The sequence below is a fragment of the Nocardia sp. NPDC051900 genome (assembly GCF_044452545.1).
Taxonomy (GTDB): Bacteria; Actinomycetota; Actinomycetes; order Mycobacteriales; family Mycobacteriaceae; genus Nocardia; species Nocardia sichangensis.
In genome coordinates, this window is the sequence record NZ_JBITBU010000005.1 from 332,055 (window position 1) to 353,437 (window position 21,383).

Below are 21,383 nucleotides of genomic sequence, written 5' to 3' on the forward strand. Positions count from 1 at the left end.
CCACATCTATCGTGCTCGCTCGGCTTCGATCATGATCGGTGAAGAACTACAGTTAGAGCATGGCTCGGAACTGGCCGATGATCGAGCGCGAGAGCGAATTCGAGGCGATCCGTGCGGCGCTGACCGGTCCGGGGCACGTCGGCGTGGTACTGACCGGTGACGCGGGGGTGGGCAAGACCACCCTTGCCCGGCATGCCACCTCCGCGCTCGGCGGCAATGTCCGCTGGGTGGCGGGCACCGAGTCGGCGCGCAGCATTCCGCTGGGGGTGTTCGCGCATATGGTCGGCGTCTATACGGCGCACGATCCGGTCACGTTCATGTCGGCGGCGCGCGAGGCGTTGCTCGCCGACGGGGACACGGTGATCGGGGTCGACGACGCGCATCTGCTGGATCAGCTCTCCGCCACGCTGCTGCTGCAACTGGCCATCGACAAAGCCGCCCACATCGTCGTCACCGTGCGCAGCGGAGTCCCGGTGCCGGACGCGGTCACCTCGTTGTGGAAAGACGGCCATCTGACGCGCATCGACCTGCGCCCGTTCACCCAGCGCCAGAGCGTCGAACTGGTGGAATCGATGCTCGGTGGGCAGCTCGAGGGGTTCACCGCCAATCTGATGTGGGAGTCCTCCGCCGGAAACGCGTTGTTCCTGCGGCATTTGGTGGAGGGTGCGCTGGAGGCGGGCACGCTGCGTCAGGTCAACGGCGTGTGGCAACTGCGTGGGCGCGCGGCGGTGACCTCGGAGCTGGCCGCGCTGCTGGAGGACCGCGTCGAGCAGTTGCCCGAGCCGGTGCTGCGGGTGCTGGAACTGCTGACTTTCTGCGAGCCGATCGATCTCGACGTCCTCGCCGAATTGGCGGGCGAGGACGCGGTGGAAGCCGCCGAAACGCGCGGGGTGATCCGGGTGGTGGAGAATTCCCAAGATCTGATCGTGCGCTACAACCACCCGCTGTTCGGTGAGGTGATCCGCCGCAGGCTCGGCATCGCCTCGGCGCGGCGTTTGCGCGGCAGGTTGTATTCGTCGCTCAAGGACCGCCGGATAAACTCCGCCGCCGACCGCATCCGCCTGGCCGAATTGGCGCTGGACAGTGATAAATCCGCGGATCTGGAATTGTTCGAGGCGGCGGCGGCCGACGCGATCGGATTGGCGAATCTGCCGCTGGGCGAGCGCTTCGCCCGCGCAGCGGTGGAGCGGCGCGGCGGCGTGGAGGCCGCCGACCTGCTGGCGCGCGCCCTGCTGTGGCAGGGGCACCGGATCGAGGCCGAGCGCACCCTCGCCAGCTTCGACCCCGACCAACTCGACGAGGTGCAGCTGGCGCGCTGGGGCAGCACCAGGGTGGCGAACCTGTTGTGGGCCATGGGCGATGCCGATCGCGCCGACGAGGTGCTGAAGCTGGTGCGCGCGAAGGTGCGGCATCCGAAGATCGCGGCCATCTTCACCGGCCTGGCGTCGGCGAGTCTGGTCAACGAGAACCGGGTCGACGACGCGATCGCCGAGGCGGAGACGGTGATGTCCGCCGACGGCGCACCGCCGTGGGCGGTGTGGTGGGCGTCGTTCGGCGGCGGCCTGGCGTCGGCGTTGATGGGCAAGGGGGAGGCGGCCAGGCAGTACGCGGCCCGTGGGCACGAGGTGGAAGCGCACATCGACGGACTCAACCGCTTCATGTCCACGCACGCCGAGGTGCTCGCCCTGACCTTCGCCGGCGATCTGGAGGCCGCGCGGCGCTGCGCCGGGGCATTCGTCGGCTACTCCTCGCCGGGCCAGTATCTGGCCTGGGGCATGTCGAAGATCCTGCAAGGGACCGTCGATGTGGCGCAGGGCCGGTTCCTGGACGGCATCGAGAATCTGGAACAGGCGCTGGCCGCATTGGCCGCGGAGGGCGCTGCCGCGTGGATGTTCCCCGCGCGAATCCGTCTGGCGGAGGCGTATTCGGCGCTCGGGCGGGCCGGCGACGCCTCCGAGTCGATCGCGCACGCCACCGCGCGGGGCGGCAGGCACAGTGCCGTGTACGAACCGCAGCTGGAAGTGGCGCGCGCTTGGCTGGCCGCCGCCGAAGGAACCGTCACGCCTGCCATCCGCATCGCGGTGGGCGCCGCCGACGCGGCCGCACGCTCGCATCAGCACGCCATCGAGGCCATGGCGCTGCACACCGCGGCCCGCTTCGGCGACCATTCCGTCTCCGGACGACTGGCGGAACTGGCCGAGCGAGTGGAAGGACGGCTGGTACAGGCGCAGGCTCGGCACGCGGTGGCGCTCGCCGACCACGACGGACCCGGGCTGGACTCGGTCGCCGCCGAATTCGAGCGCATCGGCGCGCTGTTGTCGGCCGCCGACGCCGCGGCGCAGGCCGCCTCGGCCCACGAGCGAGCCGGGGATCGGCGCAAGTTGCTGGAGTCCGCCGCCACCGCCAACCGGCTCGCCGCCGCCTGCGGCGGAGCGAGCACCCCCGCGCTGCGGCAGGCCGCACAACCCTTGCCCTTGACCGCGCGGGAACGGGAGATCGCCAACCTCGTCGCCGCGGGCCTGTCCAACCGGCAGATCGCCGACCGGCTCACCGTCTCGGTGCGCACCGTCGAAGGCCATCTCTACCGGGCCTGCATCAAGATGGACGTGACCGATCGCGAGTCCCTGGGCGCGCTGATGCGCGGAGAGTCCGGGAGCGGAAAATGACCCTGCGAGCGGCCGCGGTGATCGCTGCCACGGCGGCGGGTCTGGTCTTGGCCGCCGGGTGCTCGGACGGACAGCCGCAACCGGTCACCAGTTCCGCGCGTCCCTCGGCGACAGTGGCGACGAAGACCGAGACGACGCAGGAGCGCAACGCCCGGATCAGGCAGAAATTGATCGAACTCGGCTGCTCGACGAACGCCTGCATCCAGACGTACTTCGGCTGCGAGGACGGCTACATCACCGGGGACGCGTGCGAATTCTTCCGCGCGCATCCCTTGCGCTGAGCCGCGCGTAGTAGCCGGCGGGCTGATCGGCGCCGGTGCGGAACGAACCGGCGACGGGGGCGAGCAACCCGATCTTCGGATGATGGCCGAGCCGGAGAATCTCCCGGAAAACGGCGTCGGGAAGTACCGCGGCGATGGCGCGGGCTCCCTTCCGGAGCAGTGCGTCGGACTTGCCGCCTGCGGTCACCAGAGTGGGAACGCCGGACCAGTCCTCGGGCCGCAGCGTCTCGCCGCGCATGAAATCGCGCATCACAGCCCAGTCGTGTGTGGTGGAGGGAGTGGTGGCGCTTTCGCTCTGGATCGGCGGGTGCTGCCGATGTCTCGCTCAGAGGGATGAAGCGAAGTACACGAATTCATCGGACGTGCCGTATCCATGACTCCGAGAACAGGACGCACTGGTCGGTGCTGGTCGTTCAGAACAAGGTGGGCTCGCCGAATCCAGGTGTGCGCTCGATGGTCAGCAGGCGCTGCTTGGTGTCGATGCCGCCGGGGGCGGAGAAGCCGTGCAAAGCGTGGTCGGCGGCCAGTACGCGGTGGCAAGGGATGATCAGGGGAATCGGGTTGCGGCCCAATGCTTGTCCGACCGCCTGGGCGGCGCCTGGCGCGCCTACGCGGTCGGCGACCTGGCCGTAGCTGAGGGTGTGGCCCGGGTCGATGGCGCGCGTGACGGCGTAGACGGCGCGGTGGAACTCCGGAATTCCGCTGGTATCCACGGCGATCCAGCGCAGGTCGTCCAGTTCGCCCGCGAGGTGGGCGCGGATGCCCGCGATGGCCTCGGCCACGACCTCGGTGGGCGCCTGTTCGTGGATCTGCTCGCTCGGGTGCCCCGCGCGGCCGCGCGTGATGCGCGCGCGGGTGGCCGCCGGGCTCGCCTCGGGGAGTTGGAATCGGAACACGCCGCGCTCGCTCCAGGCGATCGCGCAGCAGCCGATCGCGGTGTCGAACAGCGTCGCCACGATCGGGCGGTCCGGTGCGGGAGTGCCAGAGGCCACGGGCTCGGCGGCCTCGGTCGCCGGACGATCGGTGGCGAGGCGAGTGGCGTCACTCATGAGGCAAGTCTGCACCGCGGGACCGACAAGTTCGCAATGAGAAGGCCAGTTTTCCGGAACTGGCCTTCGATGAGCCGTGACCCCGACTCGCTCCCGGCTGGTTCGCGCCACTGGGCAGGTCCGGGTCCGGCACGTCGCCGCGGCCGTAGATCGCCGCGAGATCGGAGTATCGGCGCTGGTGGTCGTAGTACGAGAGGGGCTGGTCCGACATCGGTGTAGCGGGGTGGAAGCGTTCGAGGCGAAAGGTGCGCGTGTCGCGTTCCGGCGCGAATCGGTAGATCAGGCAGCCGAGCAAGGCGGTCAGGAGCAGGGTGGCGAGCATCATGTCCGTCAGGGTGCGCGCCACTGGCCTTGCCAATAAATATCCAATCGGCCGATACTGGACCGTATGGCGACAAGAGTGATCGGCGCGGGCAGCCTGGCTCGCGATCTGGGCCATTGGCGGCACGCGCACGACGGCGATCCGGATTCGGCCGGGCGGCGCTCCACCCGCCCGGCCTACTTGGCGCTCGCCGAAGGAATCCGGCTGCTGATCCACGACGGGCGCGCGCCGCTGGGTGTCGCCTTGCCCAGCGAACGGGATCTCGCCTGCACCCTCGGGGTCAGTCGCACCACCATCACCTCCACCTACGCGCTGTTGCGCGAGCACGGCTACCTGATCAGCCGCCAGGGCTCGCGCAGCACGGTGGCCCTGCCCCGCGACGTGCAGCACGACGGCGTCAAGCCGGCGCGGAGCATCCTGGCCATGATGGGCTCGCCCGAACTGCCCACCGTCGACATGACCTATGCCGCCATGGCCGCCCCGCTGGAGATGCAGGACGCGTATTCGGCTGCCCTGGAGGGCATTCCCGCCTACCTCGGCACGCACGGCATGGACCCGGTCGGTGTGCTGGCACTCCGTGAGGCGATCGCCCGCCGCTACACCGCGCGCGGGCTGCCGACCGAGCCCGATCAGATCCTGGTCACCCTCGGCGCTCAGCACGGCTTGCGCCTGCTGCTGAACGTGCTCACCGCGCCCGCGGCCCGCGTGCTCATCGACCACCCGACCTACCCGAACGCCATCGAGGCGATCCGCGACGTCGGCGCCAGGCCGGTGCCGGTGCCGCTGCGCCCGGAGGACCCGGCGGGCGGCTGGGATCTCGACGGCGTCCGCAGTGCCGCGCGGCAGACCGCGGCCAGCCTGGCCTATCTGGTGCCGGACTACAACAACCCGACCGGCCTGCTGCTCGACGCCGACGGCCGCGCCGAACTGGCCGCCATCGCCAGGGACACCAGGATGACCATCGTGATCGACGAGTCCATGGCGGATCTCGGGCTCGGTGCGGACGACCCGCCGCCGCCGGTCGCCGCTTTCGCCAGAGGATCCGAGATCGTGACCATCGGGTCGGCCTCGAAATCGTTCTGGGGCGGTCTGCGCGTCGGCTGGATCCGGACCAACCAGGCGCTGATCACCAAGCTGCTCGGCATCCGCTCCACGGTCGACCTCGGCACCCCCGTCATGGACCAGTTGGCCACCGTGCACCTGCTCGAGCACGCGGAGGTGATCCTCGACCGCCGCCGGGACCAGTTGCGTTCGCAGCGTGCCGCTCTGCTCGACGCGCTCGCCGAGGAACTGCCGGACTGGCGCGTCACCGTCGGCGCGGGCGGCATGTCGGTGTGGGCGCAGCTGCCGACCTCGGTTTCCACGGCGCTGGCGGCCACGGCTCCCAACCATGGCGTATTGCTCGCCGCCGGGCCACGATTCGGCGTGCAAGGCGCGTTCGAACGGTTCCTGCGGCTGCCGTTCACCCACCAGGAACCCGAATTGCGTTTGGCGGTCAAGGCCATCGCGTCCGCCTATGTGGCGCTCACGCCACGCGCCGCCGACCCGTTGACGCCGTTGACCTGCTACTGAGGCGATTTCGTCGCTGGGGAGAGCCTCCGCAGGCGGTATGTCCCCTCCGAGCACCGCCGAGCACGATCGGCCGGCCACCCCTCGGGGCTGGCCCTCGTCGTGCTCGGGCGGTGTGCAGAAGCTCGCACGGCGCGGAGGCCTCCAGCTCGAGCAGCGGTCAAGGAGCGGACCGGACGAGGTTCGCGATTCTCGAAAGCCACCTGCTCGCGGACAGTATGGCAGGCCCGGCACCGAACTGTCGAACCGGTTGGTATGTTAAAAGTTTCAATTATCAGCCGCGAAGCGGGGTGGCGCCATGCCACCCCGCTCGGCGCTCAGTCGGCCCAGACCGTCTCGATCGGGGTGGCGGTGGTGGGCGGCGGGGTCGGAATCCCGTTCGGAGTGCGGGAGAATCGCGGCGCGGGTGCGTGCTGGGTGATGTCGTCGAGCTCCAGCAGCGAGCCGCGGGCCGCGATGTGCTCGTTGCGCGTCGCCTCGTCGAATGTCAGCACGGGAGAGACGCACGCGTCGGTGCCGACGAAGATCTCGGCCCATTCGTCCCGGGTCTTGGTCCGGAAACGCTCGGCGAAAAGCTTTTTCAGCGTTTCCTGACCGGCGGGGTCGAGCTGGAAGGGCAGGCCGTCCGCCTCGATCTCCAGTCCGGCGAGCAACTGGGCGTAGAACTGCGGTTCGATCGCGCCGACCGCCATGTACTTGCCGTCGGAGGTTTCGTAGGTGTCGTAGAACGACATTCCGGTGTCGAGCAGGTTCACGCCACGCTCATCGGACCAGGCGCCCGCGCCGCGCATGCCCCAGATCATGTGCGAAAGGGCAAGGGCGCCATCGACCATGGCCGCGTCGATCACCTGGCCCTTGCCGGACTGCTGCCGCTCGACCAGCGCGGCGAGGATGCCGAACACCAGGAACATCGAGCCGCCGCCGAAATCGCCCACCATGTTCAGCGGCGGGACCGGGCGTTCGCCTTTGCGGCCGATGGCGTGCAGCACGCCGGTGATGGAGATGTAGTTGATGTCGTGTCCGGCGCGATCGGCCAGCGGGCCTTCCTGACCCCAGCCGGTCATCCGTCCGTAGACCAGGCGCGGGTTGCGGGCGAGCGCGTCGTCCGGGCCGATGCCGAGCCGCTCGGTGACGCCGGGGCGGAAGCCTTCGATCAGCACGTCCGCCTTCTCGACGAGGCCGAGGACCTTCTCGATGTCGGCGGGGTCCTTGAGATTGGCCTCGACGATCGTCCGGCCGCGCAGCTGCGGACGGTCGAACCCGCCCGGCAGCTGGCCCGCGCGCTGCACCCGCACCACGTCGGCGCCCAGATCGGCGAGCAGCAGCGCGGCGTGCGGACCGGGACCGATCCCGGCCAGCTCGATGACCTTGATGCCCGCGAGCGGGCCCTGCTTGGCGGTGGATGGAGTGCTCACGCCCTACCTCGGTTCGTCGTTGATCCAGCGCACCGGCGGTCCGGCGCGTCCTCCCGTACGGCGGCCGGGAGGGTTGTATTGACAGTATGACAATAAAGTCGGGGCCGGAGCCGGGGGCATACCCGGACGACGGATGGACGACGGGTTCGACGACGAGTCGCCCGTTCGGTCGCCCGGTCCTAGGCTGCACGTGTGCAAGCGCTGTCTGATCAGGGGTGGTACAACCTTCTCGCCGGTCTCGCGATTCTGGTCGGTCTGGTCGGCATCGTCGTGCCGATCCTGCCGGGCGTCATCTTGATCTTCGCGGCCATCGCCGTCTGGGCCTTTCTCACCGGGGGCGCCACGGCCTGGACGGTTTTCGCGATCAGCACGGTGCTGCTGGTGGTCTCCGGCGTCGTCAAATACACCTGGCCGGGGCGCAGGATGAAGGACGCGGGAGTGTCCAATCGCGCTGTCCTGCTCGGCGCGATACTCGGCGTCATCGGCTTCTTCGTGATTCCGGTGATCGGCCTGTTCGTGGGCTTCGTTCTCGGCGTTTATCTTTGGGAACTCCAGCGGCTGCGCGTCAACCGGCAGGCGTGGCAGGCGACCGTGCACGCGTTGAAGGGCGTCGGACTGTCCATCCTGATCGAACTCTTCGGCGCGTTGCTTGCCACCGGTGTGTGGCTCGCCGGTGTGTTCGCCGTCTGAGCGCTACCTATCGATGGCGGGGAACGGGATCGTGTCGCCCGCGCGGCTTCCCGGGAGTTCGTCGCGGCGCAGCCGGAGGGTCGGCGGTTCGGGCCGGTACAGCGGCAGCGTGGGGGCCGGTTCCTCGCGGACGACGCGCTCGCGGGCCGGGAGCCGATAGAACGCGCGCGCGTTGTCCTCCAGCACCGCGTGCATGTCGGTGCCCACCACGTCGCAGAGCAGATCCACGTCCGAGTCCCGGAACGGACGTCCGGCTCGGGTACCGGGCAGATCGGTGCCGAACATGAGGGCTTCCGGATTCACCGCGTGCACGCGGCGCAGCGTGTCGGCGACGTTCATCGCGACCCGGCCGAAACCCGTCGCCTTGACCTTGGCTCCGCGGTCGACCAGGTCCAGCAGGAAGGGCAGCCCTTCGGCGGACATGCCCAGATGGTCGACCGACAGCGCGGGCAGCTTGGAGATGACCGGTTGCAACGAGGCCAGCATCGTGCCGTCGATGTAGACCTCGACGTGCCAGCCGGCCAGCTCGTACGCGCGCAGCGCCTGCAACGTCATTCCGGCGATGTCGGTGGCCGCGCGCTTGAGGTTGAAACGCAGTGCGCGCACACCGATCCGGTCCAGTTCGAGGATCTCCTCGTCGGAGGCGTCGAGATCGAGCCGGGTGACGCCGACCCAGCCCTCGCCGAGTTCGGCGAGGGCGGCCTTCAGGTAGGTCTGGTCCGTGCCCTGGAACGACCCGCTGACCACGGCGCCGCCGCTGACGTCGTAGCGCGCCATGCGCTTCCGGTAATCGGCGATGGTGAACGGGTCGGGCAGGTAGCCCTCGTTCTCGGCCAGCGGAAACCGCGGGTCGAAAATGTGCAGGTGGGCATCGAACACTTGTACAGAATGCCTCAGGGTCGAATTTTCCGCTGCCACAGCAGGGGTGTCGCGATGGCGGCGGAGGGGGTCACTGCGGGGTGATCAGACCTTGTGGGGTTCGCTGGCGCGCAGCATGTCCTCGCGTTCGACGACCTTGACGCGCTCGCGGCCCTCCGGCTCACCGAGGGAGCGTTCGTGCGCGTCGAGGCGGTACCAACCCGCCCAGGTGGTGAACGGGATGCCCTTGCCTTCGAGGAACTCGATGACGGCCTCGGGGTCGGGCCGCTCGGCCGGGGTGAAGCCGGGAGCGTCGTCCAGCAGGCAGGCGATGGTCTCGTTGGCGTCGCCCTTGGTGTGGCCGATCAGGCCGACCGGGCCGCGCTTGATCCAGCCGGTGACGTAGGTGGCGGGCAGGTAGCGCGCGGCGCCGTCGGCGTTCTCGTCGACGAGCACGCGGCCCGCTTCGTTCGGCACGGTGCCGGCCTGGTCGTCGAACGGCAGGTTGGTCAGGTTCTGCGACAGGTAGCCGACGGCGCGGTACACCGCCTGCACGTCCCAGTCCTTGAACACGCCGGTGCCCTTGACGTTGCCGGTGCCGTCGAGCTCGGTGCGTTCGGTGCGCAGGCCGACGACCTTGCCGTTCTCGCCGAGAATCTCGGCGGGGGATTCGAAGAAGTGCAGGAACAGCTTGTGCGGCCGGTCGCCCGCGTCGCGGATGGCCCACTGCTCGAGCGTGTTGGCGACCATGTCGACCTGCTTGGAGTGACGGCGCGCGGCTTCGGAGCCTTCGTCGTAGTCGATGTCCTCTGGGTCGACGATGACCTCGATCGTGGGCGAATGGTCGAGCTCGCGCAGTTCCAGCGGGGTGAACTTGGCCTGCGCGGGACCGCGGCGGCCGAAGACGTGCACCTCGACGGCCTTGTTGGCCACCAGGCCCTTGTAGACGTTCGGCGGGATCTCGGTCGGCAGCAGTTCGTCGCCGGTCTTGGCCAGCACGCGGGCGACGTCGAGGGCGACGTTGCCGACGCCGAGGACGGCGACCTTCTCCGCCTCCAGCGGCCAGGTGCGGGGGACGTCGGGGTGGCCGTCGTACCAGGAGACGAAGTCGGCGGCGCCGTAGGAGCCGTCGAGGTCGATGCCGGGGATGGGTAGGGCGCGGTCGGCGTTGGCGCCGGTGGAGAAGATCACCGCGTCGTAGAAGGCCCGCAGGTCGTCGAGGGTGATATCGGTGCCGTAGTCGATGTTGCCGAGCAGGCGCACCTGCGGCTTGTCGAGGACCTTGTGCAGGGCGGTGATGATGCCCTTGATGCGGGGGTGATCGGGTGCGACGCCGTAGCGGATCAGGCCGAACGGCGCGGGCATGCGCTCGTAGAGGTCGATCGACACCTCGGCATCGGACTTCATCAAGGCGTCGGCGGCGTAGATCCCGGCCGGTCCGGCGCCCACGATCGCGATGCGGAGCGGGCGGGTCTTCGCGGTGTGCGCGTCAGGCCCGGAGGAGGAAGCCTGCGTCACCACGGAGGGCTCGCGGACACCGCCATCCTCTACTGCACTCTGTTCGGTCATCTCTTTACGCGCACCTTTATGGTCGAAACAATTAATGACGTCGGGCTTAGCTTAGGCTAAGTTGACGCACCGGCTCGGTCGCACCCGTCCGGTGCGGACGCCGGCGTCGCCGGCTCGTGGCTGCACGGTGCTCCGTTCGCCGCGGCGTAGAGCTGCCGATTCGCTATGACAGCAGGCCGCCGTCCCGCGATTCTATCGGGATGGCCGACGCCGCCCCGCGTCGGTGCGTGAACTCGACGGATGCCATCGACAGCCACGATTGCCGCTTACCCGCTCGCGCGCGGTCTATCGCCGCCGCTCGCCCCTGGTCGGCGCCGCGCCGGTGTATTGCCCGGGGCCGAGCGCTCGATACCGGCGCCGACCAGGGATCATCGAGCCATGACCGAACAGCAGCCGACCGCGGGCGAGGACGAGATCATCCGGGTCGATCAGACCGATAAACGCTCGGTGGTCCCGTTCGTCGCCGCCGCTGTGGTCGCGGCGATCGTGCTGATCGCGATCGTGCTCGGCGGTGTGCTGTCGCCCGCTGAGAAAAATGTCACAGACGCCGACCGCATCACGGCGGCCGTCCGAAACTTCGTGGACGGCTCCAACCGCAGCGACGCCGTGCCGCCGCCCGGCACCGCGTGCCAGGGCTTCGACGCCGCCCACTCACCGCTGGCGGGCCAGGACGGCGCCGGAAAGCCCGTCGAGATCACGAAAATCGACCCGCCCATCGTGGACGGCGACCGGGGCAAGGCGACCGTCACCACGAAGGTGGACGGGCAGGAGAAGACGACGACCTGGATTCTCGCCAGATCCGGCGACAAGTGGCTGGTATGCACCTGAGCGTTCGCGCAGGGTGCGTCACCGTTTGACACGGTGACCCGGGTCGGTGCAATCTCAGTCGAAGGTCATGAGAACCAGTGTCAAGCCCCGGCATTGCTGGTCGGCAACCCTCCTCCGCGGTGGGGTGCTCCGGGTGACGACCTGGCGGCGCCCTGGTCCCGGGCGCGGCAAGTGCGGATTCGCAGGAGGTGCACATGAGTTATGCCGGTGACATCACCCCTCAGCAGGCTTGGGAGTTGCTGCGGGACAATCCGGAAGCCGTCCTGGTGGACGTGCGGACGGAAGCGGAATGGCGATTCGTCGGAGTCCCCGACACGAGCCCGATCGAACGGCCGACCGTGCTGATCGAGTGGGTCGATTCCACGGGGGCGCGCAACGAGACGTTCGTCGAGCAGCTGAAGCAAGCGCTCGACGGCCATGACCCCGAGGCTCCTGTCGTCTTCCTCTGTCGCTCCGGTCAGCGTTCGGTGGGCGCGGCGATCGCCGCCACCTCGGCGGGCTACCGCACCTCCTACAACGTGCTGGAGGGCTTCGAAGGCCCGCTCGACGAATTCGGGCATCGCGGCGGCTCCGGCTGGCGCGCCCTCGGACTGCCCTGGCGGCAGTCGTGATCACCGGCGGCGCGTTCGACAAGCCGCTGCCCGAGAGCGTCGGCCCCGCGACGCTCGGCGTGCGCGGCGGGCTGCGGCGCTCCGGTTTCGAGGAGACCGCCGAGGCGCTCTACCTCACCTCCGGCTTCGTCTACGAGAGCGCGGAGGCCGCCGAGGCCGCGTTCACCGGCGAGGTCGAGCATTTCGTCTACTCCCGCTACGGCAACCCGACGGTGGCCATGTTCGAGGAGCGGATGCGCCTGCTCGACGGCGCCGAGGCGTGCTTCGCGACCGCGAGCGGCATGGCCGCGGTGTTCACCGCGCTGGGCGCGCTGCTGGGCGCCGGCGACCGGCTCGTCGCAGCGCGCAGCCTGTTCGGCTCGTGCTTCGTGGTGTGCAACGAGATACTGCCGCGCTGGGGCGTGGAGACCGTCTTCGTCGACGGCGAGGATCTCGACCAGTGGGAACAGGCGCTGTCCGTGCCCACTCAGGCGGTCTTCTTCGAGACGCCCGCCAATCCGATGCAGACGTTGGTCGACGTGCGGCGGGTGAGCGAGCTGGCGCACGCGGCGGGCGCGAAGGTCGTGCTGGACAACGTGTTCGCCACTCCGCTGCTGCAACGCGGCTTCGAACTCGGCGCCGACGTGGTGGTCTATTCGGGCACCAAGCACATCGACGGCCAAGGCCGCGTGCTGGGCGGCGCGATCCTCGGCGCCCAGGACTACATCGACGGCCCGGTGAAGACGTTGATGCGCCATACCGGCCCGGCCCTGAGCCCGTTCAACGCGTGGACGCTGCTCAAAGGCTTGGAGACGATGCCGCTGCGGGTGCGCCATTCGACGGAGTCCGCGCTGCGGATCGCCCGCTTCCTGGAGAGCAACCCGGCCGTCAGCTGGGTGCGATACCCGTTCCTGGATTCGCATCCGCAGTACGCGCTGGCCAGGGGCCAGATGAGCGGCGGCGGCACCGTGGTCACCTTCGAGCTGAACGCACCCGAGAACGAGGCGAAGAAGCGCGCATTCGAAGTCCTGAACCGGTTGCGCATCGTCGACATCTCCAACAACCTCGGCGACGCCAAGTCCCTGATCACCCACCCCGCGACCACGACACACCGCGCCATGGGCCCCGAAGGCCGGGCCACCATCGGTTTGTCCGACGGCGTCGTCCGCATCTCGGTGGGCCTGGAGGACGTGGAAGACCTGCTCCAGGATCTCGACCAAGCCCTCGCCTGAGCAGGGATCGGTCACATCGGCATGGTGACGCCGGGTGAAGACGGTGCACCGTGCAGGATCAAGTGGCTCGGAACGTCGTCTTTCTTGTCGTTCTTCTTGCCGTTCTTGTTCTTGCCCGGCAGGTCGAAGGCCAGCCGGATCGTGCCGGCGCGGCCGGGGCGCGATGCGTGCGAAATCGTCGCCGGGCGGGTTGAGTCCGGCGGTGGCCGCCGCGTCGGGTGCGACGGAGCGGCCCGCGGTGGTGACCAGCCGTTGACCGGTGATGTCGAGGACTTGGTCGCGGTCGGACACGTTGGTGACCGTCAGCGTGACGATGGTTCGGGAACCGCCGCCGGAGCCCACATCGGTCACGGTGAAAGCGAAGTTTCCGTCGCGCACGGCAGTACCCGGATTCGCGGGTTGTCCGCCGGTCGGGGGCAGCGGAGTATCGGTCGGCGTAGCGGATTCGCGGGTCGTCGGACCCGCGACGGGCGCGGACCCGATGCCGCCTACCAGCAGCCACAACGCCGCCGCGGCGACGAGCGCCGCCCCTGCGGCGACGGGTATCCATCGGCGCTTCCGCCGACGATGGAGCTGCCCGGTCGGAGCGGGTGAACGTACCTCGGGCGTCGGCTGCGCCGCAGTGGCGGCGGTCATGACGCGAGTTCGCGGGCGGGCGGCCGGTGCCGGGAGAGGCGGGGCCGGTCGCGCAACCGTGGACCGGGCCAGAGCGGCCGACGCCGCCGCGGCGAATTCCCCCGCGCTGCCATAGCGTGCGTCCGGCTCTTTGGCCATTCCCCGGGCGATGACGTCGTCGAGTGTGGCCGGGACGCCGTGGGCCGCCCGCGAGGCGCGCGGCGGCTCGGCCATCAGATGTGCCCGCATCTGTTGTGCCGGATCGCCCGCGCCGTAGGGCGGTTGTCCGGTGAGGGTCTCGTAGAGCACGCAGGCCAGCGAATAGACATCCGACCTGGCATCGACCGTGCCGGTGAATCGCTCCGGCGCCATGTACCCCAGCGTGCCGACCACCAGCCCGGTGGCGGTGAGCGCGGTGCCGTCGGCGGCGCGGGCGATACCGAAATCGATCAGATATACGAAACCGCTGGTGTGCAGAAGGATGTTGCCCGGCTTCACATCGCGGTGCACGAGTCCGGCCGCGTGCGCGGCGTCCAGCGCCTCGGCGGCCTGGGCGATGACGTCGACGGCCCGATCCGGCGGCAGCGCGCCCGATCGCAGCCGGGTGCCCAGGTCGACGCCATCGATGTAGGCCATCTCCAAGAACAGATGGCCGTCGACCTCGCCGAACGCGTGGATGGGCACGATGTGCGGGTCGCGCGCCCGAGCGCCCAGCCGCGCCTCCCGCTCGAAGCGCTGCCGATAGAGCGAATCCGCGGTATACGCCGCGGACAGCACCTTGAGCGCCACGGCGCGGCCCTCAGGGTCGTGTGCCAACCACACCTCACCCATGCCGCCACGACCCAGCAAGCGTTCGAGCGAGTAGTTCCCGAACGTGCCACCGGCGCTCTGCACGGACATGCCTCGACCGTATCGCCGGGTTTCGTCGCCATCGCGGGCGGGAGGGCGTCCGCTTTCGTGCTGTCGACGCCGCACGTTACGCGGAGAAGGCTTCGTCAGGCATCGGCGGTGCGCTCGATGTCGGCGAGATGGGCGATGTTGGCCCGGTCGTCCGGGGACGAGCTCGGTTCGGTGGTGAACCAGGAGTCGAGGATCTCCCGTAGCTCGGCGCTGGAGGTCGAACGCAGGCTCAGGGCAAGCACATTGGCGTCGTTCCAGGTGCGGGCGCCCGCCGCGGTCGAGGCGTCCGCGCAGAGTGCGGCGCGGACGCCTGCGACCTTGTTGGCCGCGATCGAGGCGCCCGTGCCGGTCCAGCAGCAGACGACGGCTTGGTCGGCGTGGCCGGAGGCGACATCACGGGCGGCCGCTTCGCTGGCCCAGGCCCAGTCGTCGCGTTCCTCGTCGGACAGCGCGCCGTGCAACACGAGTTGGTGGCCGCGCTTGCCCAGTTCGTCGACCAGTTCCGCGGCCACTCCGACCCGCTCGTCCGCCGCCACCGAAATTCGCATGCGTTCAGCGTAGTTGCCGGTTCGCGGGCAGTGCAGACGATCGTTCTCATTGACAGTATGCTGTCAAATATGACAGCATACTGTCATGCTGAAGACCGTGCACATGGCCGTTTACGACACGCTCGCCGACTGGGAGGTGGGCGCGGCGACCGCGCACATCAACAAGCCGAGCTGGCACCGGGAACCGGGAACCTGGCAGGTGAAGACGGTCGGCCCGACCGTGGAGCCGATCACGACGATGGGCGGCATGCGCATCGTGCCGGATGTCGTGCTCGCCGAGCTGACCCCCGCGGACAGCGCGATGTTGATCCTGCCGGGCGCGGACACCTGGGAGGGGCCGCACTTGGATCCGTTCGCGCACAAGGCACGCGAGTTCGTGGACGCCGGTGTTCCGGTCGCCGCGATGTGCGGTGCGACGTTCGGCTTGGCCAAGGCGGGTCTGCTCGACACTCGCGAGCACACCAGCAACGTCGCCGAATACCTCCGCTACAGCGGGTATTCCGGCGCGCACCACTACGTCGACGAACCGGCCGTCACCGACGGTGACGTCATCACCGCCGGGGCGAGCGCGCCGTTCGAGTTCGCGCGCGAGGTGCTCGGCAGGCTCGGCGTGTACGAACCGCATGTGCTGGATGGCTGGTACGCGTTGTACGCGCACTCCGATCCGGCGGGATGGGCGGTGCTGGCGGAATACGACGCGCAGCACGCGTGAGCGAGACTCGTCGGTGATCCGGCCGGATCGCCGGCATCGGGAGGCGACACATGACCCCAGAACAGGAATTGTTCGCCGCGGCGGCGATCACGTCGTTCCGTTTGAACGGTCAATTCCTCGGCGTGGCCGAGGAACTGGCGCGACCGGCGGGCCTGACCGCCGCTTGGTGGCAAGTGCTCGGTGCGGTGCTGCGTGCGCCGCTACCCGTCGCGGGCATCGCCCGCGAGATGGGCATCACCCGCCAGAGCGTCCAGCGCATCGCGGATCTGCTCGTGGACAAGGGGCTCGCCGAATACCAGCCCAATCCCGCCCACCGGCGCGCGAAACTCGTCGCGGTCACCGACGCGGGCCGGGCCGCGGTGCACCGCATCAACCCGCAACACAAAGTGCTGGCCGAACGGCTCGTAAACGAACTCGGCCGCGAGCAGCTCGCGCGCACCGTCGAGGTGCTCACCACGCTGTCCGCCGCGATCGACGCGATCACCACGGACGGCGCCTAGCCGCGCCGACTAACGACGATCGCGTTCGACCGCAGCGTACGTCGTCGTAGGCGGCAGTGCGGGTCGCGGAATGTTCTTCGCGCGCCGAGCCTCTGGGCCGCGGCTGTTGTCGCATCGACGAGTGCCTGGTCCCCGGCGTCCGAGACCCAGGAGGCGGCAGCGGCGGCGTGGTTCGTCGCAGGTCCGGACGGGTCGCTCAGTCGGCGAACGGCGACTCGGTCTTCCCGATCAGATCGGCGACGGAGTCCACCACCATCGTGGGGCGGTAGGGGTAGGCCTCGAAGGACGCGCGGGTGGAGATGCCCGAGGTGACCAGGATCGTGCGCATGCCCGCTTCCAGGCCGGAGATGACGTCGGTGTCCATCCGGTCGCCGATCATCACCGTCGACTGGGAATGTGCGCCGATGCGGCGCAGCGCGGAGCGCATCATCAGCGGGTTCGGCTTGCCGACGTAGTACGGGTCGCGTCCGGTGGCGCGGGTGATCAGCGCGGCCACCGAGCCGGTCGCGGGCAGCGAGCCATCGCGGGACGGGCCGGTCGGGTCGGGGTTGGTCGCGATGAAACGGGCGCCTCGCTCGACCAGCCGGATCGCGGTGGTGATGGCCTCGAAAGAGTACGTGCGGGTCTCGCCGAGGACGACGTAGTCCGGGTCGCTGTCGGTCAGCACGTAGCCGATCTCGTGCAGTGCGGTGGTGAGGCCGGATTCGCCCACCACGTAAGCGGTGCCGTTGGGGCGCTGTTCGTTCAGGAAGGTGGCGGTGGCCAGCGCGGAGGTCCAGATCGCTTCTTCCGGGATGTCGAGCCCGGTGTGCCGCAGTCGCGCCTGCAGGTCGCGCGGCGTGCGGATCGAATTGTTCGTCAACACCAGGAACGGTGTCTCGTTGGCGCGCAGTTCGGCGAGGAACTTGTCGGCGCCCGGAATGAGATGGTCCTCGTGCACCAGCACGCCGTCCATATCGGTCAAGTAGGACAGGATCGGCTCGTCGTCTGCGCTCACGCGGCCATTATCCGCTATCGCCCTGCGGCGGCCACCGCAGAAACATTTCGCCCCCGCCGCGGTGTTCTCCGCTGTGAAGATCATCCGCGTCGGGCCGTCGGCGCGGAGGGCGGCAGCGTTGACTACTGTCGATGACGGATCGCGATGGCGGCGAAACGAAACGCGAGGAGCGTGCAGATGAGCGGACTCAAGCTCGGATACAAGGCATCGGCGGAGCAGTTCGGTCCCCGTGAACTCGTCGAGATCGCGGTGCTGGCCGAGCAACACGGCTTGGACAGCGCCACCGTGAGCGACCACTTCCAGCCCTGGCGGCACAAGGGCGGACACGCGCCCTTCTCGCTGGCCTGGCTGGCCGCGGTCGGTGAGCGCACGCAGCGCATCCAACTCGGCACGTCGGTGCTCACCCCGACGTTCCGCTACAACCCCGCGGTGATCGCGCAGGCATTCGCCACCATGAGTTGCCTGTACCCCGATCGCGTGATGCTCGGTGTCGGCACCGGTGAGGCGCTCAACGAGATCGCCACCGGCTACACCGGCGAATGGCCGGAGTTCAAGGAGCGTTTCGCGCGCCTGCGCGAAGCGGTCGACCTGATGCGCGCCCTGTGGACCGGCGACCGCGTCGACTTCGACGGCGAGTACTACAAGACCGTCGGCGCCTCCATCTACGACGTGCCCAAGGGCGGTGTCCCGATCTACGTCGCCGCGGGCGGCCCCCTGGTCGCGCGCTACGCCGGACGCGCGGGCGATGGCTTCATCTGCACCTCGGGCAAGGGGATGGATCTCTACACCGAGAAGTTGATGCCCGCCGTCGCGGAGGGCGCGGCGAAGACCGGCCGCAGCGTCGACGACATCGATCGGATGATCGAGATCAAGCTCTCCTACGACACCGATCCGGAACTGGCCAGGGAGAACACCCGGTTCTGGGCTCCGCTGTCGCTCACCCCGGAGCAGAAGCACAGCATCACCGACCCGATCGAGATGGAGGCCGCCGCCGACGCGCTGCCCATCGAGCAGATCGCCAAGCGCTGGATCGTCGCCAGCGACCCCGACGAGGCCGTCGCCCAGATCAAGCCCTACATCGACGCGGGCCTCAACCACCTGGTCTTCCACGCCCCCGGCCACGACCAGCGCCGCTTCCTCGACCTCTTCCAGCGCGACCTGGCCCCCCGCCTCCGCGCTCTGGCCTGACCGTCCACGAGTGGCACACCACGCAGAGGTCTTCTCGGCCGATGCCGCAGTGGTGTGCCACTCGCGAAGTCACGCCCGGCGGAGGGCGAAGATGCGCAGGTCGCGGGTGGTGCGGGAGCGGTAGGCGGCGTAGGCGCCGGTGATGTCGACGAAGCGTTGGAAGATCGCGTCTTTGTCGGGAGTCTCGACGGGGGTGGCGGTTACCCGGATGCGTTCGCCCGCGATCGCCACCGTCGCGGTGGGGTGGGCCAGGAGGTTCGTGGTCCAGGCCGGGTGGTGCGCCTGGCCGAAGTTGCTGCCGATCACGTAGAGCGTGTCGCCGTCGTGCACGTACAGCAACGGCTGGGTGCGCGGTTGGCCGGACTTGCGTCCGATCGTCGTCAGCAGGATGACCGGTGCGCCGATCGGGCCGAGCACGGTGTACTTGGCATGGGTGCGCTCCAGGACCGCCCGGTCCAGCGGCGTGAGGGCCCGGACGAGTCGGGAGCCGGGCTTGGTGGCCGCGAATCTGCTTGCCGCGCGAGCGAATAGGTTGGTCCGCGAACCCCACTGCCGGTCCGGAAATTGCTCAGCCATGCCCGGACTATAGCGGCCCGGGATATCGGCTTCGGCGGCTTCGCGCCAGCACGTATCGAACCTCGCCGAGCAGGCCCGGTGGGTGACGATCGTCGCGCGGCGGGTTCCGGTTGCCGCTGGTTCACTAAGCTCTGGGACATGGCCGACAACGCTCCATCCGCCGTGTACATCGCCTCTCCCGAAGGCGACACCGGTAAGTCGACGGTGGCCCTCGGGGTACTGCAGACGCTGTGCGCGACGACCGCGCGGGTCGGGGTGTTCCGGCCGATCACACGCTCGACCACCGAACCCGACTACATCCTCGAACTGCTGCTCGAGCACAGCACGGCGGACATCGACTACGCGCAGGCGGTCGGCACCACCTACGAGCAGGTGCACGCCGATCCGGACGCGGCGATCAGCGAGATCGTGCTGCGCTTCCACGAGGTCGCCAAAGTGTGCGACGCGGTGGTGGTGGTCGGCAGCGACTACACCGACGTGGCCAGCCCCAGCGAGCTGCGCTTCAACGCCAGGATCGCGGTCAATCTTGGCGCACCCGTGTTGCTGGTGGTCCGCGGCGCCGGGCGCACTCCGGACGAGGTGAAGCAGCTGGCCGAACTGTGCGCGTCGGAGCTGGCGCACGAGCACGCGCAGCTGGTCGCCATCATCGCCAATCGCTGCGACCCGCAGCGGCTGGACGAGGTGAGCGCGGCGCTCGGCGGGTTCGACGTCCCGTCCTGGACACTGCCCGAGGTCCCCTTGCTGATCGCCCCCACCATGGCCGAGCTGTGCGCCGCCATCGACGGCGAGATGTACAGCGGTGATCCGGAATTGCTGCACCGCGAGGCGCTGAAGGTCATGGTCGGCGGCATGACCGCCGAGCACATCCTGGAACGGCTGACCGAGGGCGTGGTGGTGATCGCGCCGGGCGATCGGTCCGACGTACTGCTGAGCGTCGTGAACGCGCACGAGGCCGAGGGCTTTCCCTCGCTGTCGGGCATCATCATGAACGGCGGCCTGCTGCCGCATCCCGCGGTGGCGCGGCTCATGACCGGCCTGAAACCCAAGTTGCCGATCCTCACCACCGAGCTCGGCACCTACGACACGGCGGGCGCCGCGTACCGCAGCCGCGGCCGCATGTCCGCGGGCAACCCACGCAAGGTGAACACCGCTCTGGCTCTGATGGAGGAACACGTGGACGCCGCGGAGCTGTTGCGGCGCATCGACGTTCCGCACAGTCCGGTGGTCACGCCGCAGATGTTCGAATACCAGCTCATCGAGCGCGCGCGAGCCGATCGCAAACGCATCGTGCTGCCGGAGGGCGACGACGACCGTATCTTGCGCGCGGCCGGACGGGTGTTGCAGCGCAAGATCGCCGATCTGGTCATCCTCGGCGACGAGACGGCGGTGCGCGCCCGCGCCGCCGAACTCGGGGTGGACATCTCCGCCGCGCAGGTGCTCGACCCACGCAACTCCGGCTACCTGGACGAGTTCGCCGCCGAATACGCCGAACTGCGCAAACACAAGGGCATCACGCTGGAGCGCGCCCGCGAAACCGTCGCCGACATCTCGTATTTCGGCACCATGATGGTGTACAAGGGGATCGCCGACGGCATGGTCTCCGGCGCGGCGCACACCACGGCGCACACCGTCCGCCCGTCGCTGGAGATCATCAAAACGGTGGAAGGCGTCTCCACCGTCTCCAGCGTGTTCCTGATGTGCCTGGCCGACCGGGTGCTCGCGTACGGCGATTGCGCGGTCGTGCCGGATCCGACGGCGGAGCAGCTGGCCGATATCGCGATCTCGTCCGCGGCGACCGCCGACCGCTTCGGCATCGAGCCCCGGGTCGCGATGCTGTCGTACTCCACCGGCGAATCCGGTAGCGGGGCGGACGTGGACAAGGTGCGCGTCGCGACGAAGCTGGCGCGCGAGCGCGCACCGAAGTTGCCGGTGGAGGGGCCGATTCAATACGACGCCGCGATCGAACCGACCGTCGCCGACGCCAAGCTGCCCGATTCGGAAGTCGCCGGGCGCGCCACGGTGTTCGTGTTTCCCGACCTCAATACCGGCAACAACACCTACAAGGCGGTGCAGCGCAGCGCGGGCGCGATCGCGATCGGCCCGGTGCTGCAAGGTCTGCGCAAGCCGGTCAACGACCTGTCGCGCGGCGCGCTGGTGGCCGACATCGTCAACACCGTGGCGATCACCGCCATCCAGGCGCAGGACAGCTGATGGGTGCGTTCGCCGTCGCGGCGCGGGCGCGTCGCGGAACAAGCGCGTGGTGATCGTGGTTGCCGAG

Annotated in this window: 20 protein-coding genes, 1 pseudogene and 1 riboswitch; of the genes and pseudogenes, 11 read left to right on the forward strand and 10 right to left on the reverse strand. The window is 69.1% G+C overall.

Translation table 11 applies throughout. The features are described from left to right. Positions 1-59: 59 nt before the first annotated feature. Complete coding sequence (locus ACIA5H_RS10695; protein WP_379249161.1) at positions 60-2,666, forward strand: LuxR C-terminal-related transcriptional regulator; 2,607 nt, start codon at positions 60-62, stop codon at positions 2,664-2,666. Continuing rightward, positions 2,663-2,947 carry a hypothetical protein gene (locus ACIA5H_RS10700; RefSeq protein ID WP_355071546.1) on the forward strand — a complete coding sequence of 95 codons (285 nt, stop codon included), beginning with the start codon at positions 2,663-2,665 and terminating at the stop codon, positions 2,945-2,947. The genes ACIA5H_RS10695 and ACIA5H_RS10700 overlap by 4 nt, the downstream gene beginning before the upstream one ends. On the opposite strand, the gene ACIA5H_RS10705 is transcribed toward ACIA5H_RS10700, so the two are convergent. The 3 genes from ACIA5H_RS10705 to ACIA5H_RS10715 all read right to left on the reverse strand — a co-directional run bounded on the left by ACIA5H_RS10705 (position 2,901) and on the right by ACIA5H_RS10715 (position 4,321). Continuing rightward, positions 2,901-3,197, reverse strand: a complete 297-nt coding sequence (locus ACIA5H_RS10705; RefSeq protein ID WP_397075406.1) for an alpha/beta fold hydrolase — start codon at positions 3,195-3,197, stop codon at positions 2,901-2,903. The two genes, ACIA5H_RS10700 and ACIA5H_RS10705, sit on opposite strands and share 47 nt — an antisense overlap. Positions 3,198-3,360: 163 nt before the next feature. Beyond that, on the reverse strand, positions 3,361-3,996 hold the full coding sequence (locus tag ACIA5H_RS10710; protein ID WP_397075408.1) for a methylated-DNA--[protein]-cysteine S-methyltransferase: 636 nt from the start codon (positions 3,994-3,996) through the stop codon (positions 3,361-3,363). Next, on the reverse strand, positions 3,989-4,321 hold the full coding sequence (locus ACIA5H_RS10715; RefSeq protein ID WP_397075410.1) for a hypothetical protein: 333 nt from the start codon (positions 4,319-4,321) through the stop codon (positions 3,989-3,991). Before ACIA5H_RS10715 ends, ACIA5H_RS10710 begins: the two co-directional genes overlap by 8 nt. 63 nt (positions 4,322-4,384) lie before the next feature. Between ACIA5H_RS10715 and ACIA5H_RS10720 the strand changes: the two genes are divergently transcribed. Beyond that, on the forward strand, positions 4,385-5,890 hold the full coding sequence (locus ACIA5H_RS10720) for a PLP-dependent aminotransferase family protein (protein ID WP_379249151.1): 1,506 nt from the start codon (positions 4,385-4,387) through the stop codon (positions 5,888-5,890). Positions 5,891-6,204: 314 nt separating this feature from the next. On the opposite strand, the gene ACIA5H_RS10725 is transcribed toward ACIA5H_RS10720, so the two are convergent. Further along, on the reverse strand, positions 6,205-7,302 hold the full coding sequence (locus ACIA5H_RS10725; protein ID WP_355071553.1) for a CaiB/BaiF CoA-transferase family protein: 1,098 nt from the start codon (positions 7,300-7,302) through the stop codon (positions 6,205-6,207). Between the two features lie 192 nt (positions 7,303-7,494). Between ACIA5H_RS10725 and ACIA5H_RS10730 the strand changes: the two genes are divergently transcribed. Then, entirely contained in the window at positions 7,495-7,992 is a 498-nt protein-coding gene (locus ACIA5H_RS10730) for a DUF456 domain-containing protein (RefSeq protein WP_397075413.1), read from the forward strand. A 3-nt stretch (positions 7,993-7,995) separates the two neighbouring features. On the opposite strand, the gene ACIA5H_RS10735 is transcribed toward ACIA5H_RS10730, so the two are convergent. Then, on the reverse strand, positions 7,996-8,871 hold the full coding sequence (locus tag ACIA5H_RS10735) for an amidohydrolase family protein (protein ID WP_356962822.1): 876 nt from the start codon (positions 8,869-8,871) through the stop codon (positions 7,996-7,998). A gap of 84 nt (positions 8,872-8,955) precedes the next feature. Continuing rightward, positions 8,956-10,419, reverse strand: coding sequence for an FAD-dependent oxidoreductase (locus ACIA5H_RS10740; RefSeq protein WP_356962821.1), 1,464 nt, complete (start codon positions 10,417-10,419; stop codon positions 8,956-8,958). A gap of 378 nt (positions 10,420-10,797) precedes the next feature. Between ACIA5H_RS10740 and ACIA5H_RS10745 the strand changes: the two genes are divergently transcribed. The 3 genes from ACIA5H_RS10745 (at position 10,798) to ACIA5H_RS10755 (ending at position 13,069) form a co-directional block, all read left to right on the forward strand. Next, complete coding sequence (locus ACIA5H_RS10745) at positions 10,798-11,247, forward strand: hypothetical protein (RefSeq protein WP_397075416.1); 450 nt, start codon at positions 10,798-10,800, stop codon at positions 11,245-11,247. A gap of 63 nt (positions 11,248-11,310) precedes the next feature. Then, positions 11,311-11,427: riboswitch (SAM riboswitch) on the forward strand. Between the two features lie 14 nt (positions 11,428-11,441). Continuing rightward, complete coding sequence (locus ACIA5H_RS10750) at positions 11,442-11,858, forward strand: rhodanese-like domain-containing protein (RefSeq protein WP_355071560.1); 417 nt, start codon at positions 11,442-11,444, stop codon at positions 11,856-11,858. After that, positions 11,855-13,069, forward strand: coding sequence for an O-succinylhomoserine sulfhydrylase (locus tag ACIA5H_RS10755; RefSeq protein WP_397075419.1), 1,215 nt, complete (start codon positions 11,855-11,857; stop codon positions 13,067-13,069). Before ACIA5H_RS10750 ends, ACIA5H_RS10755 begins: the two co-directional genes overlap by 4 nt. Positions 13,070-13,825: 756 nt before the next feature. Here the strand turns inward: ACIA5H_RS10755 and ACIA5H_RS10760 are convergent. Then, positions 13,826-14,584 (reverse strand): annotated as a pseudogene (locus ACIA5H_RS10760) (serine/threonine-protein kinase); the annotation flags it as partial. A 95-nt stretch (positions 14,585-14,679) separates the two neighbouring features. Beyond that, entirely contained in the window at positions 14,680-15,132 is a 453-nt protein-coding gene (locus ACIA5H_RS10765) for an RpiB/LacA/LacB family sugar-phosphate isomerase (protein WP_379249143.1), read from the reverse strand. Between the two features lie 85 nt (positions 15,133-15,217). Between ACIA5H_RS10765 and ACIA5H_RS10770 the strand changes: the two genes are divergently transcribed. Together ACIA5H_RS10770 and ACIA5H_RS10775 are read left to right on the forward strand one after the other, a co-directional pair. Next, positions 15,218-15,844 (forward strand): type 1 glutamine amidotransferase family protein, encoded by a 627-nt coding sequence (locus ACIA5H_RS10770; protein WP_379249141.1) that lies wholly within the window; start codon positions 15,218-15,220, stop codon positions 15,842-15,844. Between the two features lie 50 nt (positions 15,845-15,894). Continuing rightward, positions 15,895-16,344: a helix-turn-helix domain-containing protein gene (locus ACIA5H_RS10775; protein WP_356962815.1), complete on the forward strand. Its 450-nt coding sequence runs from the start codon at positions 15,895-15,897 to the stop codon at positions 16,342-16,344. Positions 16,345-16,540: 196 nt separating this feature from the next. Here the strand turns inward: ACIA5H_RS10775 and ACIA5H_RS10780 are convergent, their stop codons facing one another. After that, positions 16,541-17,299, reverse strand: a complete 759-nt coding sequence (locus tag ACIA5H_RS10780; protein WP_355072115.1) for an HAD-IIA family hydrolase — start codon at positions 17,297-17,299, stop codon at positions 16,541-16,543. Positions 17,300-17,518: 219 nt separating this feature from the next. Between ACIA5H_RS10780 and fgd the strand changes: the two genes are divergently transcribed. Then, positions 17,519-18,529 (forward strand): glucose-6-phosphate dehydrogenase (coenzyme-F420), encoded by a 1,011-nt coding sequence (gene fgd, locus ACIA5H_RS10785; RefSeq protein WP_355071568.1) that lies wholly within the window; start codon positions 17,519-17,521, stop codon positions 18,527-18,529. A gap of 69 nt (positions 18,530-18,598) precedes the next feature. On the opposite strand, the gene ACIA5H_RS10790 is transcribed toward fgd, so the two are convergent. Next, positions 18,599-19,105 carry a nitroreductase/quinone reductase family protein gene (locus ACIA5H_RS10790; protein ID WP_355071569.1) on the reverse strand — a complete coding sequence of 169 codons (507 nt, stop codon included), beginning with the start codon at positions 19,103-19,105 and terminating at the stop codon, positions 18,599-18,601. 138 nt (positions 19,106-19,243) lie between these two features. Between ACIA5H_RS10790 and pta the strand changes: the two genes are divergently transcribed. After that, entirely contained in the window at positions 19,244-21,316 is a 2,073-nt protein-coding gene (gene pta / locus ACIA5H_RS10795) for a phosphate acetyltransferase (RefSeq protein WP_397075505.1), read from the forward strand. Positions 21,317-21,383 lie beyond the last annotated feature (67 nt).

Excerpts from the sequence above, each read along its gene's own strand:
- ACIA5H_RS10695 (WP_379249161.1), top strand. The coding sequence starts at position 60 with ATGGCTCGGAACTGGCCGATGATCGAGCGCGAGAGCGAATTCGAGGCG.
- ACIA5H_RS10700 (WP_355071546.1), top strand. The coding sequence starts at position 2,663 with ATGACCCTGCGAGCGGCCGCGGTGATCGCTGCCACGGCGGCGGGTCTG.
- ACIA5H_RS10705 (WP_397075406.1), bottom strand. The coding sequence starts at position 3,197 with ATGCGCGATTTCATGCGCGGCGAGACGCTGCGGCCCGAGGACTGGTCC.
- ACIA5H_RS10710 (WP_397075408.1), bottom strand. The coding sequence starts at position 3,996 with ATGAGTGACGCCACTCGCCTCGCCACCGATCGTCCGGCGACCGAGGCC.
- ACIA5H_RS10715 (WP_397075410.1), bottom strand. The coding sequence starts at position 4,321 with ATGATGCTCGCCACCCTGCTCCTGACCGCCTTGCTCGGCTGCCTGATC.
- ACIA5H_RS10720 (WP_379249151.1), top strand. The coding sequence starts at position 4,385 with ATGGCGACAAGAGTGATCGGCGCGGGCAGCCTGGCTCGCGATCTGGGC.
- ACIA5H_RS10740 (WP_356962821.1), bottom strand. The coding sequence starts at position 10,419 with ATGACCGAACAGAGTGCAGTAGAGGATGGCGGTGTCCGCGAGCCCTCC.
- ACIA5H_RS10745 (WP_397075416.1), top strand. The coding sequence starts at position 10,798 with ATGACCGAACAGCAGCCGACCGCGGGCGAGGACGAGATCATCCGGGTC.
- ACIA5H_RS10750 (WP_355071560.1), top strand. The coding sequence starts at position 11,442 with ATGAGTTATGCCGGTGACATCACCCCTCAGCAGGCTTGGGAGTTGCTG.
- ACIA5H_RS10765 (WP_379249143.1), bottom strand. The coding sequence starts at position 15,132 with ATGCGAATTTCGGTGGCGGCGGACGAGCGGGTCGGAGTGGCCGCGGAA.
- ACIA5H_RS10770 (WP_379249141.1), top strand. The coding sequence starts at position 15,218 with ATGCTGAAGACCGTGCACATGGCCGTTTACGACACGCTCGCCGACTGG.
- ACIA5H_RS10775 (WP_356962815.1), top strand. The coding sequence starts at position 15,895 with ATGACCCCAGAACAGGAATTGTTCGCCGCGGCGGCGATCACGTCGTTC.
- ACIA5H_RS10780 (WP_355072115.1), bottom strand. The coding sequence starts at position 17,299 with ATGGACGGCGTGCTGGTGCACGAGGACCATCTCATTCCGGGCGCCGAC.
- fgd (WP_355071568.1), top strand. The coding sequence starts at position 17,519 with ATGAGCGGACTCAAGCTCGGATACAAGGCATCGGCGGAGCAGTTCGGT.
- ACIA5H_RS10790 (WP_355071569.1), bottom strand. The coding sequence starts at position 19,105 with ATGGCTGAGCAATTTCCGGACCGGCAGTGGGGTTCGCGGACCAACCTA.
- pta (WP_397075505.1), top strand. The coding sequence starts at position 19,244 with ATGGCCGACAACGCTCCATCCGCCGTGTACATCGCCTCTCCCGAAGGC.